We start from the raw sequence: 15,729 nt of genomic DNA, 5'->3' as shown, positions 1-15,729 counted from the left end.
CCAAAATATTTTTGGAGCCGTTTATTTTTTGACTACCCAATCACAAAAAAGGGTGGTACAATTCGCGTCCCTTTTAAAGAGGCAGCCCGACCCGTGATGGGTCTAGTTATTAATATTTAGCGGAGCACTAACATGATCCAAATGCAAAGTATGCTGGACGCAGCTGATAACTCAGGCGCACGCAGCGTAATGTGTATTAAGGTTCTGGGTGGCTCTCACCGCCGTTATGCACATATCGGTGACGTCATCAAAGTTACTGTGAAGGAAGCAATCCCTCGCGGTAAAGTTAAAAAAGGTGATGTTCTGAAGGCGGTGGTAGTGCGCACCCGTAAAGGCGTACGTCGTCCTGACGGTTCTGTCATTCGCTTCGACCGAAATGCTTGCGTATTGCTAAACGACAATACTGAGCAACCAATCGGTACACGTATCTTTGGTCCTGTGACACGCGAACTTCGTGGCGATAAGTTCATGAAGATCGTTTCACTGGCTCCAGAAGTTCTGTAAGGAGCACGTAGAAATGGCAGCTAAAATCCGTCGTAATGACGAAGTAATCGTTCTTGCTGGTAAAGACAAAGGCAAGAAAGGTAAAGTAACTAAGGTTCTAGCAACTGGTAAAGTTATCGTTGAAGGTATCAACCTAGTTAAGAAACATCAGAAACCTGTTCCAGCTATGGGTATCCAAGGCGGTATCGTAGAGCAAGAAGCAGCTATCGACGTTTCTAACGTGGCTATCTTTAACGCAGCTACTGGTAAAGCTGACCGTATCGGTTTCCGTTTTGAAGACGGCAAAAAAGTTCGTTTCTTCAAGTCTAACGGCGAAACCGTTTCTAACTAATAGAAGTAATTTGGAGTTCTACTATGGCGAAACTGCATGATTACTACAAGTCGTCTGTAGTCGCTGAACTGACCAAACAGTTCGGTTACACAAGCGTCATGCAAGTCCCTAGAATCGAGAAAATCACCCTAAACATGGGTGTTGGTGAAGCAATCAACGATAAGAAACTGCTAGAAAATGCAGCGTCTGATATGGCAACGATCTCTGGTCAAAAGCCACTTATCACAAAAGCGCGCAAATCTGTTGCAGGTTTCAAAATCCGTGAAGGCTACCCTATCGGTTGTAAAGTAACCTTGCGTGGCGAACGTATGTGGGATTTTCTTGAGCGTTTAATTAACATCGCTCTTCCACGTGTACGTGACTTCCGTGGTGTTAGCGCTAAGTCTTTTGACGGTCGCGGTAACTACAGCATGGGCGTTCGCGAGCAAATCATCTTCCCGGAAATCGACTTTGATAAAGTTGATCGAGTACGCGGTCTAGACATCACTATTACGACGTCTGCTGGTACTGATGAGGAAGGCCGTGCTCTGCTGGCTGCCTTTAACTTCCCATTCCGTAAGTAAGGTGAAGGGTTACTGTTATGGCTAAAAATTCAATGAAAGCACGTGAAGCAAAACGTGCGAAGCTAGTAGCTAAGTTCGCTGAAAAGCGTGCAGCGCTAAAAGCTATCATCAGCGATGTAAACGCATCTGAAGAAGATCGTTGGAACGCGGTTCTTACACTGCAATCTCTTCCACGTGATTCAAGTGCATCACGTCAGCGCAACCGTTGCAACCAAACTGGTCGTCCACACGGTTACCTACGTAAGTTCGGTCTAAGCCGTATTAAGGTTCGTGAAGCTTGCATGAAAGGCGAGATTCCGGGTCTTCGTAAGGCTAGCTGGTAATTGCCACTTAATCATTTGGAGTAAATCATATGAGCATGCAAGATCCGATTTCGGATATGCTGACCCGTGTTCGTAACGGTCAGGCAGCAAACAAAGTTGCTGTAAAAATGCCTTCTTCAAAGCTTAAAGTTGCAATTGCTGCACTACTAAAAGCTGAAGGTTACATCGTTGACTTCGCTGTTGAAGGCGAAGCAAAACCTGAGCTAGAAGTTACACTTAAGTACTTCCAAGCTAAACCAGTAATCGAGCAACTTAAACGTGTTTCTCGTCCAGGTCTACGTGTTTACAAGAAGAAAGATGAACTTCCTTCTGTAATGGGTGGTCTTGGTATTGCTATCGTTTCTACTTCCAAGGGTCTTATGTCAGACCGCGCTGCACGTAAAGCAGGTCTTGGTGGTGAAATCATCGCTTACGTAGCTTAATAAGGAGTAGACTATGTCTCGTGTTGCAAAAGCACCTGTCGCTATTCCAGCTGGCGTAGAGGTGAAACTAAACGGCCAAGAAATCACTGTAAAAGGTGCGAAAGGCGAACTAACTCGCGTTCTTAACAACGCAGTTGTAATCGCTCAGGAAGAAAATAACCTGACTTTCGGTCCTAAAGAAGGTGTTGCTAACGCATGGGCTCAAGCAGGTACTGCTCGCGCTCTAGTTAACAACATGGTTGTTGGTGTTACTGAAGGCTTTACTAAGAAGCTAACTCTTAAAGGTGTAGGTTACCGTGCTGCTATCAAAGGCAACGCTGTAGGTCTAACACTAGGCTTCTCACACCCAGTTGAGCACGAGTTGCCAGCGGGTATTAAAGCTGAATGTCCAAGCCAAACTGAAATCGTGATCACTGGTGCTGACAAGCAACTAGTTGGTCAAGTTGCGGCTGACATTCGTTCTTACCGTGAGCCTGAGCCATACAAAGGCAAAGGTGTTCGTTACGCAGATGAAAATGTGCGTACTAAAGAAGCTAAGAAGAAGTAAGGTAACACTATGGATAAGAAAGCATCTCGCATCCGTCGTGCTACACGTGCACGTCGTAAGATTGCAGAACTGGGTGCGACTCGCCTAGTTGTACACCGTACTCCTCGTCACGTGTACGCACAGGTTATCGCGGCTAACGGCTCTGAGGTTATCGCAGCAGCTTCTACTGTAGAAAAAGCGATCCGTGAGCAAGTGAAATACACTGGTAACGTTGATGCAGCTAAAGCAGTGGGTAAAGCTATTGCTGAGCGCGCTCTAGAGAAGGGCGTAACTGCAGTTGCATTTGATCGTTCTGGTTTCCAATACCACGGTCGAGTAGCGGCGCTAGCAGAATCTGCTCGCGAAGCTGGTCTGAAATTCTAAGGTAGGGTTGGAAGATGGCTAAAGAACAACAAGTTCAAGCGAATGATTTGCAAGAAAAGCTAATCGCAGTTAACCGTGTTTCTAAAACGGTTAAAGGTGGTCGAATCATGAGCTTCACTGCACTAACAGTAGTTGGTGACGGTAACGGTCGTGTAGGTTTCGGTTACGGCAAAGCTCGTGAAGTACCTGCAGCGATTCAAAAAGCAATGGAAAAAGCGCGTCGTAACATGACTACGATCGCTCTAAACGAAGGCACTCTTCACCACCCAGTGAAAGGTCGCCATTCGGGCTCTAAAGTTTACATGCAGCCTGCTGCAGAAGGTACTGGTGTTATCGCAGGTGGTGCGATGCGTGCAGTACTAGAAGTTGCTGGTGTACACAACGTACTATCTAAAGCGTACGGTTCTACGAACCCTATCAACATCGTTCGTGCAACGATCGATGCACTAGGTAGCATGAAGTCACCAGAAATGGTTGCTGCTAAACGTGGTCTAACTGTTGAATCTATTTCGGAGTAAGAACACCATGGCAACTATTAAAGTAACTCAAACTAAAAGCTCAATTGGTCGTCTGCCAAAGCACAAAGCTACTTTGCGCGGTCTAGGTCTTCGTAAAATCAACCACACAGTAGAACTTGAAGATACTCCGTGTATTCGCGGTATGATCAACAAGGTTTACTACATGGTTAAAGTTGAGGAGTAATCAGAATGCGTTTGAATACTCTAGCACCGGCTGCTGGCGCGAAAACTTCTGCGAAGCGAGTAGGTCGTGGTATCGGTTCTGGCCTAGGTAAAACTGGTGGCCGTGGTCACAAAGGTCAAAAATCACGTTCTGGCGGCAGTGTTCGTCCAGGTTTCGAAGGCGGTCAGATGCCTCTGAAACAACGTCTACCAAAATTCGGTTTCACTTCTCGTAAGAGCCTAGTGTCTGCTGAAGTTCGTCTAGCTGAGCTAGCGAAAGTTTCTGGTGACGTAGTTGATCTAAACAGTCTTAAAGCTGCTAACATCATCACTAAGAACATCGAATTTGTAAAAGTTGTTCTTTCTGGTGAAATCAACAAAGCAGTGACTGTTAAAGGTCTACGTGTGACTAAAGGCGCTAAAGCTGCAATCGAAGCTGCAGGCGGTAAAATCGAGGAATAATCTCGAGGAACGAGGTACAGATGGCTAAGAAACCAGGACAAGATTTTCGTAGTGCTCAGAGCGGCTTAAGTGAACTAAAGTCGCGCTTGTTATTCGTAATTGGTGCACTTTTAGTATTCCGAGCCGGCTCTTTTGTGCCGATTCCTGGTATTGACGCTGCTGTACTTGCCGATTTGTTCGAACAGCAAAAAGGTACCATCGTTGAAATGTTTAACATGTTCTCCGGTGGTGCTCTTGAGCGTGCATCTATATTAGCATTGGGCATCATGCCGTATATTTCGGCATCTATTGTTGTCCAATTGCTAACTGTAGTTCATCCAGCGTTAGCTGAACTCAAAAAAGAGGGTGAAGCAGGCCGTCGTAAGATAAGCCAATACACACGCTACGGCACGCTTGTACTTGCAACCTTCCAAGCTATAGGTATTGCAACTGGCCTACCAAACATGGTCGACAATCTGGTTGTTATCAACCAAACCATGTTTACGCTAATTGCCACCGTAAGTTTAGTAACCGGTACCATGTTCTTGATGTGGTTAGGTGAACAAATTACAGAGCGCGGAATTGGTAACGGTATTTCGATACTGATTTTTGCAGGTATTGTTGCTGGATTGCCTTCTGCAATCGGTCAAACAATCGAGCAAGCGCGTCAAGGTGAATTGCATGTACTTCTTCTGTTGCTAATCGCGGTATTAGCTTTTGCAGTAATTTACTTCGTTGTTTTCATGGAACGTGGTCAACGCCGAATCGTCGTTAACTATGCGAAACGTCAACAAGGTCGTAAAGTGTTTGCTGCGCAAAGCTCGCACTTGCCTCTTAAAATTAACATGGCAGGTGTAATTCCAGCGATTTTTGCATCAAGTATTATCTTGTTCCCAGGAACATTGGCTCAGTGGTTTGGTCAAAACGGTGAGAGCAGCGCGTTCGGTTGGTTAACTGACGTGTCTTTGGCTCTTAGCCCTGGTCAACCGTTGTATGTAATGCTTTATGCAGCAGCAATTATCTTCTTCTGTTTCTTCTACACGGCGTTGGTTTTCAACCCGCGTGAAACAGCAGATAACTTGAAGAAGTCTGGTGCATTCGTACCCGGTATCCGCCCAGGTGAGCAGACAGCGAAATACATTGATAAAGTAATGACACGTTTAACCCTTGCTGGTGCACTGTACATTACCTTTATCTGTCTGATTCCCGAGTTCATGATGGTCGCGTGGAACGTACGTTTCTACTTCGGCGGTACATCGCTACTAATCGTAGTTGTTGTAATTATGGACTTTATGGCACAGGTACAGACTCATCTGATGTCTCAACAGTATGATTCTGTGTTGAAGAAAGCGAATCTGAAAGGCTACGGCCGTTAATCCGGCGGTAGACTCAGTTTCATTTACGGAGTTTAGCAATGAAAGTTCGTGCTTCCGTTAAAAAAATCTGCCGTAACTGTAAAGTAATCAAGCGTAACGGTGTCGTTCGCGTGATTTGCAGTGAGCCAAAGCACAAACAGCGCCAAGGCTAATTAGCAGAAATTTTTACTTGAAAATGAAGGTTGGGTCGAGTATATTCCTCGGCCTACCTTTTGCGTGCAAAAGAAGTAGTATTCCGCAGCGTATCCATAACGGGCTTTGCTGCGGCTAATTCTTTTATAGAAACACTTAGGAGTGAATAATGGCCCGTATAGCAGGCATTAACATTCCTGATCAGAAACATGCAGTAATCGCTCTAACAGCGATCTACGGCATCGGTAAAACTCGCTCTCAAGCTATCCTAGCTGAAGTGGGTATTGCTGAAAATGTTAAGATCAGTGAACTAACTGAAGAGCAGATCGATCAACTGCGTGATGGTGTAGCTAAGTACACTGTAGAAGGTGATCTACGTCGTGAAGTATCTATGAACATCAAGCGTCTTATGGACCTTGGCTGTTACCGTGGTCTTCGTCATCGTCGCAGTCTACCACTACGTGGACAGCGTACTAAAACCAACGCTCGCACCCGTAAGGGTCCGCGTAAGCCGATCAAGAAATAATCGGGAAGGTAGAGTACAATGGCTAAACAACCAACTCGCGCTCGTAAGCGCGTACGCAAGCAAGTTGCAGATGGCGTTGCGCACATCCATGCTTCTTTCAATAACACAATCGTAACCATTACTGACCGTCAAGGTAACGCTCTTGCATGGGCTACTGCAGGTGGTTCTGGTTTCCGTGGTTCTCGTAAGTCTACTCCGTTCGCTGCACAGGTTGCTGCTGAGCGTTGTGCTGAAATGGCTAAAGAATACGGCCTAAAGAACTTGGAAGTTATGGTTAAGGGTCCTGGTCCAGGTCGCGAATCTACTGTTCGTGCACTAAACGCCGCTGGTTTCCGCATCACAAACATCGTTGATGCTACACCAATCCCTCATAACGGTTGTCGTCCACCTAAGAAACGTCGCGTATAACGTTTCTAGGACAATTGGAGAAGAATCATGGCAAGATATTTGGGTCCTAAGCTGAAGCTTAGCCGTCGTGAAGGCACTGACTTATTCCTTAAGTCTGGTGTTCGCGCGATCGATACCAAGTGTAAAATTGATAACGCACCAGGTGTACACGGCGCTCGTCGCGGTCGTCTATCTGAGTATGGCGTTCAGCTTCGTGAGAAGCAAAAAGTACGTCGTATGTACGGCGTTCTAGAAAAACAATTCCGTAACTACTACAAAGAAGCTGCTCGCCTAAAAGGCAACACTGGTGAAAACCTACTTCAGCTTCTTGAAGGTCGTCTTGATAACGTAGTTTACCGCATGGGCTTTGGCGCAACTCGCGCAGAAGCACGTCAGCTAGTTAGCCACAAAGCTATCCTAGTAAACGGTAAAGTTGTAAACGTTCCTTCTTTCAAAGTAGCGGCTAATGACGTTGTTTCTATTCGCGAGAAAGCTAAACAGCAAGCTCGTATCAAAGCAGCTCTAGAAGTTGCTGAACAACGTGAAAAACCAACTTGGATTGAAGTAGATGGTGGCAAGATGGAAGGTACATTCAAGCGTATGCCTGAGCGTTCTGATCTATCAGCTGACATCAACGAACAATTGATCGTCGAGCTTTACTCTAAGTAAGGTTTAAACTAAAGAGAGGACACAATGCAGGGTTCTGTAACAGAATTTCTTAAGCCACGTCTAGTTGACATCGAACAAATCAGCTCGACTCACGCAAAAGTAACTCTTGAGCCATTAGAGCGTGGCTTTGGTCATACTCTGGGTAATGCACTTCGCCGCATCCTTCTATCTTCTATGCCAGGTTGTGCTGTAACAGAAGTAGAAATTGAAGGCGTACTTCATGAGTACAGCACGAAAGAAGGCGTTCAAGAAGATATTCTTGAAATTCTTCTAAACCTTAAAGGTTTGGCTGTGCGCGTTGCCGAAGGCAAAGATGAAGTGTTCATTACTTTGAACAAATCAGGCTCGGGCCCTGTGGTTGCAGGTGACATCACCCATGATGGTGATGTAGAGATCGCTAACCCTGAACACGTAATTTGTCACCTAACGGATGACAACGCTGAGATCGCAATGCGTATCAAAGTTGAACGTGGTCGTGGTTATGTTCCAGCTTCTGCGCGTATCCATAACGAAGAAGACGAGCGTCCTATCGGTCGCCTACTAGTAGATGCTACTTACAGCCCAGTAGACAAAATTGCCTACGCTGTAGAAGCAGCTCGTGTAGAACAGCGTACTGATCTAGACAAGCTTGTTATCGATATGGAAACAAACGGTACTCTAGAACCTGAGGAAGCAATCCGTCGTGCAGCTACAATCCTAGCTGAACAATTGGATGCATTCGTAGATCTTCGTGATGTACGAGTTCCTGAGGAGAAGGAAGAGAAGCCAGAATTCGATCCGATCCTACTGCGTCCTGTAGACGATCTTGAACTAACAGTTCGCTCTGCTAACTGTCTGAAAGCAGAAGCGATTCACTACATCGGTGATCTAGTACAACGTACTGAGGTTGAGCTACTTAAAACGCCTAACCTTGGTAAAAAATCTCTTACTGAGATTAAAGACGTACTTGCGTCACGTGGTCTGTCTCTGGGCATGCGCCTAGAAAACTGGCCACCTGCATCAATCGCTGAAGATTAATCGATACTAGTTAGAAGGATTAGGTCATGCGCCATCGTAAGAGTGGTCGTCAACTCAACCGCAACAGCTCACATCGCAAAGCGATGTTCAGCAACATGGCTAGCTCTCTAGTACGTCATGAAGTTATCAAGACTACTTTGCCAAAAGCAAAAGAGCTACGTCGCGTAGTTGAGCCTTTGATTACACTAGCTAAGACTGACAGTGTTGCTAACCGTCGTCTAGCATTTGCACGTACTCGTGACAACGAAGTAGTTGCAAAACTATTTAACGAACTAGGTCCACGTTTTGCTGCTCGTCAGGGCGGTTACACTCGTATCCTAAAAGCTGGCTTCCGTGCTGGTGATAAAGCTCCAATGGCTTACATTGAGCTTGTAGATCGCCCAGCTGCTGAAGAAGCTGCTGAGTAATCAGTTCGTAAGAACGAGAAAGCCGAGCATTAGCTCGGCTTTTTTGTATCTGTAATTCAGTAAACCTTTATATCCAGCCTGCATTTATTTCAACCGATGCAGGCTGGCAATTTAAAAAGTGATTATCACTTACCCTTATTTACTAGTATTCCACAACCCGCCCAACGAACTTAGAAGCCCTTCGCTAGCGCCTTGCTTGTTCAAGTAATCCAAGATTACTGGAGCAAACTGACTGATCATAGATGGGTCTAAACCTAACGTATCGAATGCACTTTTTACTGCACTGATATTCTCAATATTTCCTAGTAAGCTTTGTGCTCCTTGCAAGTTTGAAAGTCCAGGAATCAAAGACTGTAATTCACTACTATTTTCTTGCGAAAGCTGGCTTTGAGCCAAAGCGAGTAGTGCACCACTGCCTCCGGCTGCTTGCTCAGTGGATACTGGTAATTGGCTAGTTAGCATGTCTGTTAATGGAGACGACTCGGTGTTCAAGCTGCTGCCGACCATGTCCATCAGGCCACTTTCTTTACTTTTTTGAGTGACTGAATCTAAGAATGCGTGCGCACTACCAATGTTGATTGATAGGAGTGCTAGAGTTAGGAGTGTTTTACGCATAGTACCTCCAAAGGTTGAGCGTTTTTTAAAAGTGATTTTATTTTTAAAGGCTATCAGAGTGAAAGGTTCAGAGGTGAGAAAGTTTATTCAGTTTAGACAAAAAAACGGCGCTAGTGCGCCGTTTTATTTAATCATAATTGAAAATGGTTTCAATTAGATAATATCTAATAGTTCTACTTCGAAAACTAAAGCTGCAAATGGAGGGATAGCCGCACCAGCGCCACGCTCACCGTACGCAAGATCTTGTGGTACGTATAGCTTCCACTTAGAGCCAACAGGCATTAGTTGTAGTGCCTCTACCCAACCTTTGATTACACCTGTAACAGGGAATTCAGCAGGTTGACCGCGAGATACAGAGCTATCGAATACAGTACCGTCAGTTAGCTCACCGTGGTAGTGAACGCGAACTGAGCTTTCTGCTGTAGGAACTGCACCAGTACCTTCAGAAATGATTTCGTACTGAAGACCAGAGTCTAGAACGTTAACTTCAGGTCGTAGAGCGTTGTCTTTTAGGAACGCTTCGCCTTCTGCTGCCGCAATTTTTGCTGCTTCTTGGCGAGCTGTTTCTGCACGAGTGTGAAGTTCTTGTAGTGCTTTGTTGATTTCATCAATTTCGATTGATGGCATGTCACCAGTTAGTGCTGTTGCAATACCCGCTGCGATAGCATCAACGCTAAGACCTTCAAGACCAGAGCCTGCAAGTTGCTGACCCATTTGCAGACCAATGCCGTAGCTTGCTTTTTGTTCTGCAGTTTCAAATTTAATTTCAGACATGAATGTCGCTCTTATTAGGAGTGATAAAGGTAACAGGATATCAGTTTCGAGCTTAGGTTTAAATGATTGCGACTGAATGCTTAATTGAGGCGGCCAGGTTGTGACTTATCTCTTACTCCAAGTGAAATTTCTGCTAATTTAATCCCAATTCCATTTTAGTTTGGTGAAAAACATATACTCTCCGCGTCGGTATTTTTATACTGACCGTAGAAGTATTAAGGGACTCATTACAATGAATCGTCGCAGAAAGAAAAAGCAGCAAGTCGACTATGTCGAATTGGTTAAACAAAAATTCGCTGCTATCGACTGGAAGCAGCCGTTCAACAAAGAGCAATGGTTGGAGCGTATACAGCCTGTTAAGCAGTTTTGGTTGCGTCTGCCTAAATTTCATCAGCGTGCTTTGATGGTCTTAGTGCCATTGATTCTGGTACTCCTTGTTATTCCTTTGCCAAATAAAACAGATCAACCAGTTGAGCAGACTGAGGTCGATCATCAACGCGTAGCGATTGAGCTGAACGCGCAGAGTTTAAGCCAGCAGAGAACCTCTCAGAACTCTGGACCGAAATCTGAAGACTGGAAAGAGTACACGGTTAAAAATGGTGATACATTAGCGCAGGTTTTCAGAAGTAATCAGCTCTCTATGGCGGATCTTAGCGCTCTGGTCAAAATAGAAGGCAGTGATAAGCCGCTAAGCCAAATAAAGCAGGGACAGTTGATTCGCTTTAAGCTTAGTGACGAAGGCGAGTTAGATATGCTACAGCTGGAAAAAAGCGGGCGGTCCGTTATGTTTTTCCGTTTATCGGATGGGTCCTTTGGGCGTAACAAGTAAACGCTTCAAATGAAAAGACGCGAATATCGCGTCTTTTTAGTCGGTTTTTCATAGCGATTAGTTTTCATAGTAACCAATCGAGTTGAAGCTTATAGCGCTACGGATTCTTTCCGCATATCCACATGAGGGATACCATCTTCAAGATAGCACTCTGAGATAACCTTGAATCCATGACTAGCATAAAACTGGATGAGGTGTTCTTGAGCACCTATATCTATTGTCTGTCCTGGCCATAATGTTTCGCATTGTGCCAAGGCCTTGTCCAATAACTTATGACCTAAGCCACCGCCTCGCGCGGTCTGCTTTGTCACCACTCGACCAATACTCACATTGTCATACGTAGTGCCTGCGGGCAGTAATCTTGCGCAAGCAACCAGTTCATCACCGTGATAGCCTATTAGATGATAAACGCCTTCCAGCGTGTCCTTACCATCCAGTTCAGGGTAAGGGCAGGTTTGTTCAACAACGAATACATCCACACGCAATTTCATCATTTCATACAGCTGCGTGGTTGTTAGCTGAGCAAAGGGCAAAGTAATCCAAGTGAGCATGTTGTTATCCGTAATGAGAATAGAGTGACTGACTTTACTTTGTTTTGAGCTCATACTCATTAACAAAGGTTAATTAGCACTGGTTTTCCCACCAAATCTGGTGATAATGTGCCCTCTTTCCATCTCACCTGAGGATATCCCCGTGAGCAAACAAACATTCGATCAAGTTGGGCTTAACCCAGCGTTACTCGCCACACTTGATTCCCTGAACTATACCCACATGACGCCAATTCAAGCTTTGAGCTTGCCTGCAATCCTAAAACATCGTGATGTCATCGGGCAGGGTAAAACGGGCTCAGGTAAAACCGCTGCATTTGGTTTAGGGGTTTTATCGAACCTCAACGTCAAACGCTTTCGTGTCCAGTCATTAGTATTGTGTCCAACACGTGAGCTTGCAGATCAAGTAGCGAAGGAAATTCGTACTTTAGGTCGCGGCATTCATAATATTAAAGTGCTTACTCTCTGCGGTGGGATGCCAATGGGGCCACAAATTGGTTCGTTAGAGCATGGTGCGCATATCCTAGTTGGTACTCCTGGTCGTATTTTGGATCACCTTGAAAAAGGCCGAATTGATCTTAGCGAACTGAATACCTTGGTGCTAGATGAAGCTGATCGCATGTTGGACATGGGTTTCCAAGACGCATTAGATGCAATCATCGATGCAGCGCCAAAGCAGCGTCAAACTCTACTTTTCAGTGCTACTTTTCCAGAAAAAATTGAGCAAATTGCGCAGCGTATAATGCAGACACCGGAAGTGATTAAGGTGGAATCGACGCATGATACTTCAAGCATTGTGCAGTACTTCTATAAAGTTGAAGGCTCGGAAGCGCGTGATGAAGCGTTGGCGAATTTGCTGCTGACTCACCAACCAGAGTCCGCGGTTGTTTTTTGTAATACCAAAAAAGAAGTGCAAAGTGTCGCAGATGAGTTGCATCACAAAGGATTCAGCGTTATCGATATCCACGGGGACTTAGAGCAGCGTGAACGCGACCAAGCATTGGTGCAGTTTGCTAACAAGAGTGTGTCTATCCTTGTTGCAACAGACGTTGCGGCGCGTGGTTTGGACGTTGATAATCTTGATGCTGTCTTTAACTTTGAGCTATCGCGCGATCCTGAGGTTCATGTGCACCGTATTGGTCGTACAGGTCGTGCGGGTAGTAAAGGTTTAGCGTTCAGCTTTTTTGGTGAGAAAGACGGTTTACGTGTAGCTCGTATTGAAGAATACCTAGAGATGGACGTGGTACCAGCAACATTGCCTGCCAAATCAAATCAGCAGCCATACCAAGCGAAGATGGTGACGATTAACATTGATGGCGGTAAGAAACAGAAAGTACGACCGGGTGATATTTTAGGTTGTTTGACAGGAAAAAATGGTATTCCAGGCTCTCAAGTCGGAAAGATTCACCTGTTCCCTGTGCGCGCTTATGTTGCCGTCGAAAAATCTGTGGCTAAAAAGGCTCTACAAACCATTAGTAACGGCAAGATGAAAGGGCGCCAGTTCCGGGCGCGAATTCTTAAATAGCTCAAATAGCAGAGAAAAAGCTCTTCGTTTGAAGAGCTTTTTTCTTTTTTGAGTTTATTTGAGAGTGTGATCTTTGGTTAAGCGTGCTTTGATTCGACTCAAACTGATTGGCGTAATGCCCAGGTAGGCCGCAATTTGACTATCGGTAATACGTTGCTTTAAATCTGGGTAATGAGCGCAAAATAATTGATATCGTTCCTCTGGAGAGTAGAGCAACATAAAGCGTTCTTTATTCTCTTTATTAACCAGTTGGTTTTCGAGTAGCTTTAAGTAAATGGCGTGCTTTTCTGCTCGCCAGTGATGCAACGTTTCAATTGGCAAGCAAAATAGCTGACAAGCGCTCAGCGTTTCCAATAAGTAAGGCGAAGGTTGGTCCTTTATTATGCTCTCAAACCCGATAACCCAGTCCTTCTCCCAATAAAATTCTTTACTGAATTCTTTGCCGTGCTCCGTGAGATAGCTTGCGTGGCATAACCCCTCAATGATGAAGTAAAGGTGTGAGCTCAACTCCCCTTGGTGATTAAGAATGTGGCGTGTAGGCAGTTCGAGCAACTCACCATTTTCAATAAGTTGGTTTGCTTCTGTCTCTAAAAAGCCATGATTGACTAAGTCTGAAAAAAGATCGATGTGCATGTGATAACTCGGAAACGGTTTTCTTTATTTTAACGGGTTTTATTGATAACAAAAAAGCGGCTCATGAGAGCCGCTTAGTGTTGCTGTCAAATCAACCTTATTTATTCAGATCGATTTGATAAATTGCGAAACCAATGTCGTCTGTTGACACGCGTTTCATTGGGTATTGTCCTTTCTCTTTGATGAACTGCGCCGCTTTATCGCTAGGGGAGGTTTCGAAACGAATATCTAGCTTGTTATCGGACTTAATCGGTGCGAAAGACCAGTTGTTGTCAGCGCTTGGTGTCACTTCTCCTTTTTCTTCACTCACGCGAGAAATATAAGTGGCGACGACAGAGCGGTTTTCATCTGGTGCGTCAAACGCAATGAAATCTGGGCCTGTACCAGGGAAAGTATTGCTATAAGCACGGTAGTTATTGGTTGCGATGATGAAATCTTGCTTCGGATTGACAGGCTTACCATTGAACGTCAGGTTCACAATACGCTGAGAATCTGGATTAATCACTTTACAATCCGCATCGTACTTCGGCGGTTGGGTAACGTCGATTTGGTAGTTAACCCCATCAATAACATCGAAGTTGTAAGTACGGAAATTATCCCAATCAATCAAAGATTGCGGTTTAGGATTGCTGATGTCGATGTGGTTGAATTGACCCGCACTGCACTCTAGCCATTCGCGAACTTCTTTACCTTTCACTTTCATCGCAACCAAGGTGTTTGGATATAAGTAAAGATCGGCCGCATTACGGAAGGTGAGCTGACCGGATTCTACTTCTGTAAAGTTATTCGGATCGTTCTTACGACCGCCGACTTTAAATGGTGCTGCCGCACTCAGTACTGGAATGTCAGAAAGGTCTGGGTCGCCTTGAATAAAGCGTTCTACGTAGTCTTTCTGAGCAAGGTTAACGATTTGAATGGTGGGGTCGTCCTGCACTAATGCCAAGAAGCTGTACATGACATCATTTGCTTTGCCGACTGGTTGGTTTACAAATTCACGAGTGCCTTTGTGATCTTCTTCTAACGCTTTCACAATATCAGCATCGGCTTTAGCTAATGACTTCTTATTTACTTTATCGAAGATAGGGCGTGCTTCTGCTTGGCCTTCGACGACTTGCCATCTGCCGTCTTTCTCTTTCAGCATCAAATCCATCACACCTACGTGACTTCCCCAGCGGCCCGGCATCACGGACGTTACACCATTGATGGTCCCTTTATTTATATCAACACCAGGTAGGTTTGCGAAGTCTTTCCCTGGGAAGACGGCGTGAGAGTGACCAAAAGCAATCGCATCAATACCTTCAACTTCTGTGAGGTAGTAAACAGAGTTTTCAGCGCCTAGTTTGTATGGATCAGTAGAAATGCCCGAGTGTGGAATCGCCACAATCACGTCTGCGCCTTCTTTCTTCATTTGAGGAATCAGTTTCTCTGCTGTTTCCTTAATGTCTTTAGCAAAGACTTTGCCTTCTAAGTTCTTCTTATCCCACACCATAATTTGTGGTGGTACAAAGCCGATGTAACCCACTTTTATTTGATGCGCTTCGCCGTCTGTGTCTTTAAATGTGTGAGTTTTGATGAGGTAAGGCTTGAAGTAATGCTCACCGGTTTGTTTATCAAATACGTTTGCATTGATGTAAGGGAAGTTTGCCCCCTTCAACGTCGTTTGTAGGAAATCTAAGCCATAGTTGAACTCATGATTGCCAATGTTGCCCACATCGTAGTCTAGCTTGTTCATCGCTTTGTAGACTGGGTGCACGTCGCCGGGATTAATCCCCTTTGCCGCCATGTAATCGCCCATTGGGCTGCCCTGAATTAAATCACCGTTATCTACTAGTACCGTGTTTTCTGTCTCGGACTTAGCTTGTTTCACTATTGTCGCTGCGCGACTTAAACCGATTTGCTGTGATGGTTGGTCTTTGTAGTAATCGTAATCCATCACGTTGGTGTGAATGTCGGTGGTTTCGATAATACGAAGCTTGATGGTATCGGCCATTACTGGGCCAGCAAGCGTTAGCATGCCACTTAATACTGCGAGGGAAATAGGATGAACTGCCACTTTCATTTGGTGCTCCAATTCAATGATAAGGGGAAATCGTACTGCGTAATGTATCAAACACAGA

24 protein-coding genes are annotated in these 15,729 nt (G+C 45.0%); 19 read left to right on the top strand and 5 right to left on the bottom strand.

Annotation, left to right across the window (positions count from 1 at the left end):
* Positions 1 to 132 precede the first annotated feature (132 nt).
* From rplN to rplQ, 17 genes are all read left to right on the top strand, one after another.
* Positions 133 to 504, top strand: coding sequence for a 50S ribosomal protein L14 (rplN, locus tag R7P72_RS13370; RefSeq protein ID WP_004410450.1), 372 nt, complete (start codon positions 133 to 135; stop codon positions 502 to 504).
* Positions 505 to 517: 13 nt separating this feature from the next.
* The gene (rplX, locus tag R7P72_RS13365) at positions 518 to 835 is read left to right on the top strand and encodes a 50S ribosomal protein L24 (RefSeq protein WP_005379574.1); all 318 of its coding nucleotides are present in this window, start codon (positions 518 to 520) and stop codon (positions 833 to 835) included.
* Between the two features lie 23 nt (positions 836 to 858).
* Positions 859 to 1,398 (top strand): 50S ribosomal protein L5, encoded by a 540-nt coding sequence (gene rplE, locus R7P72_RS13360; protein ID WP_005379573.1) that lies wholly within the window; start codon positions 859 to 861, stop codon positions 1,396 to 1,398.
* Between the two features lie 17 nt (positions 1,399 to 1,415).
* Positions 1,416 to 1,721 (top strand): 30S ribosomal protein S14, encoded by a 306-nt coding sequence (rpsN, locus tag R7P72_RS13355; protein ID WP_004410442.1) that lies wholly within the window; start codon positions 1,416 to 1,418, stop codon positions 1,719 to 1,721.
* A 29-nt stretch (positions 1,722 to 1,750) separates the two neighbouring features.
* Positions 1,751 to 2,143, top strand: a complete 393-nt coding sequence (gene rpsH, locus R7P72_RS13350) for a 30S ribosomal protein S8 (protein ID WP_005379572.1) — start codon at positions 1,751 to 1,753, stop codon at positions 2,141 to 2,143.
* A gap of 13 nt (positions 2,144 to 2,156) precedes the next feature.
* The gene (rplF, locus tag R7P72_RS13345) at positions 2,157 to 2,690 is read left to right on the top strand and encodes a 50S ribosomal protein L6 (RefSeq protein WP_005379570.1); all 534 of its coding nucleotides are present in this window, start codon (positions 2,157 to 2,159) and stop codon (positions 2,688 to 2,690) included.
* A gap of 9 nt (positions 2,691 to 2,699) precedes the next feature.
* Entirely contained in the window at positions 2,700 to 3,053 is a 354-nt protein-coding gene (gene rplR, locus R7P72_RS13340; RefSeq protein WP_005379568.1) for a 50S ribosomal protein L18, read from the top strand.
* A gap of 14 nt (positions 3,054 to 3,067) precedes the next feature.
* Positions 3,068 to 3,571, top strand: coding sequence for a 30S ribosomal protein S5 (rpsE, locus tag R7P72_RS13335; protein WP_004745894.1), 504 nt, complete (start codon positions 3,068 to 3,070; stop codon positions 3,569 to 3,571).
* A 7-nt stretch (positions 3,572 to 3,578) separates the two neighbouring features.
* On the top strand, positions 3,579 to 3,755 hold the full coding sequence (rpmD, locus tag R7P72_RS13330; RefSeq protein ID WP_005379565.1) for a 50S ribosomal protein L30: 177 nt from the start codon (positions 3,579 to 3,581) through the stop codon (positions 3,753 to 3,755).
* A gap of 5 nt (positions 3,756 to 3,760) precedes the next feature.
* Positions 3,761 to 4,195 (top strand): 50S ribosomal protein L15, encoded by a 435-nt coding sequence (gene rplO, locus R7P72_RS13325; RefSeq protein WP_005383155.1) that lies wholly within the window; start codon positions 3,761 to 3,763, stop codon positions 4,193 to 4,195.
* A 20-nt stretch (positions 4,196 to 4,215) separates the two neighbouring features.
* Positions 4,216 to 5,550, top strand: a complete 1,335-nt coding sequence (gene secY / locus R7P72_RS13320; RefSeq protein WP_005379562.1) for a preprotein translocase subunit SecY — start codon at positions 4,216 to 4,218, stop codon at positions 5,548 to 5,550.
* A gap of 38 nt (positions 5,551 to 5,588) precedes the next feature.
* Positions 5,589 to 5,702, top strand: a complete 114-nt coding sequence (gene rpmJ, locus R7P72_RS13315) for a 50S ribosomal protein L36 (RefSeq protein WP_000868186.1) — start codon at positions 5,589 to 5,591, stop codon at positions 5,700 to 5,702.
* Between the two features lie 149 nt (positions 5,703 to 5,851).
* Positions 5,852 to 6,208, top strand: coding sequence for a 30S ribosomal protein S13 (gene rpsM, locus R7P72_RS13310; RefSeq protein ID WP_005383154.1), 357 nt, complete (start codon positions 5,852 to 5,854; stop codon positions 6,206 to 6,208).
* A gap of 18 nt (positions 6,209 to 6,226) precedes the next feature.
* Entirely contained in the window at positions 6,227 to 6,616 is a 390-nt protein-coding gene (gene rpsK, locus R7P72_RS13305) for a 30S ribosomal protein S11 (RefSeq protein WP_001118870.1), read from the top strand.
* A 27-nt stretch (positions 6,617 to 6,643) separates the two neighbouring features.
* A complete protein-coding gene (gene rpsD, locus R7P72_RS13300; RefSeq protein WP_005383146.1) occupies positions 6,644 to 7,264 on the top strand; it encodes a 30S ribosomal protein S4 in 621 nt (206 codons plus the stop codon).
* Between the two features lie 24 nt (positions 7,265 to 7,288).
* Complete coding sequence (locus tag R7P72_RS13295) at positions 7,289 to 8,281, top strand: DNA-directed RNA polymerase subunit alpha (RefSeq protein ID WP_005383143.1); 993 nt, start codon at positions 7,289 to 7,291, stop codon at positions 8,279 to 8,281.
* 26 nt (positions 8,282 to 8,307) lie between these two features.
* Positions 8,308 to 8,688, top strand: coding sequence for a 50S ribosomal protein L17 (gene rplQ, locus R7P72_RS13290; RefSeq protein WP_005383141.1), 381 nt, complete (start codon positions 8,308 to 8,310; stop codon positions 8,686 to 8,688).
* A gap of 135 nt (positions 8,689 to 8,823) precedes the next feature.
* On the opposite strand, the gene R7P72_RS13285 is transcribed toward rplQ, so the two are convergent.
* Positions 8,824 to 9,303 (bottom strand): DUF2780 domain-containing protein, encoded by a 480-nt coding sequence (locus tag R7P72_RS13285; protein ID WP_017820297.1) that lies wholly within the window; start codon positions 9,301 to 9,303, stop codon positions 8,824 to 8,826.
* A 153-nt stretch (positions 9,304 to 9,456) separates the two neighbouring features.
* A complete protein-coding gene (locus R7P72_RS13280) occupies positions 9,457 to 10,077 on the bottom strand; it encodes an FKBP-type peptidyl-prolyl cis-trans isomerase (protein WP_005383137.1) in 621 nt (206 codons plus the stop codon).
* Positions 10,078 to 10,309: 232 nt separating this feature from the next.
* Between R7P72_RS13280 and R7P72_RS13275 the strand changes: the two genes are divergently transcribed.
* Entirely contained in the window at positions 10,310 to 10,906 is a 597-nt protein-coding gene (locus tag R7P72_RS13275; protein ID WP_033906006.1) for a LysM-like peptidoglycan-binding domain-containing protein, read from the top strand.
* 89 nt (positions 10,907 to 10,995) lie between these two features.
* On the opposite strand, the gene R7P72_RS13270 is transcribed toward R7P72_RS13275, so the two are convergent.
* Positions 10,996 to 11,457 carry a GNAT family N-acetyltransferase gene (locus R7P72_RS13270; protein ID WP_017820295.1) on the bottom strand — a complete coding sequence of 154 codons (462 nt, stop codon included), beginning with the start codon at positions 11,455 to 11,457 and terminating at the stop codon, positions 10,996 to 10,998.
* A gap of 142 nt (positions 11,458 to 11,599) precedes the next feature.
* Between R7P72_RS13270 and dbpA the strand changes: the two genes are divergently transcribed.
* Positions 11,600 to 12,979, top strand: a complete 1,380-nt coding sequence (gene dbpA, locus R7P72_RS13265; RefSeq protein ID WP_033906007.1) for an ATP-dependent RNA helicase DbpA — start codon at positions 11,600 to 11,602, stop codon at positions 12,977 to 12,979.
* A 54-nt stretch (positions 12,980 to 13,033) separates the two neighbouring features.
* Here dbpA and R7P72_RS13260 read toward each other — a convergent pair whose 3' ends face one another.
* Positions 13,034 to 13,612 carry a Crp/Fnr family transcriptional regulator gene (locus R7P72_RS13260; RefSeq protein ID WP_005379584.1) on the bottom strand — a complete coding sequence of 193 codons (579 nt, stop codon included), beginning with the start codon at positions 13,610 to 13,612 and terminating at the stop codon, positions 13,034 to 13,036.
* 97 nt (positions 13,613 to 13,709) lie between these two features.
* Positions 13,710 to 15,671 (bottom strand): 2',3'-cyclic-nucleotide 2'-phosphodiesterase, encoded by a 1,962-nt coding sequence (cpdB, locus tag R7P72_RS13255; protein WP_213907294.1) that lies wholly within the window; start codon positions 15,669 to 15,671, stop codon positions 13,710 to 13,712.
* Between the last annotated feature and the right edge of the window lie 58 nt (positions 15,672 to 15,729).

The sequence above is a fragment of the Vibrio sp. Vb0888 genome (genome assembly GCF_033338835.1).
In the GTDB taxonomy this organism is placed as follows: domain Bacteria; phylum Pseudomonadota; class Gammaproteobacteria; order Enterobacterales; family Vibrionaceae; genus Vibrio; species Vibrio alginolyticus.
Note: the sequence above shows the minus strand (reverse complement) of the source record. Positions and strands in the feature narration are given on the sequence as shown.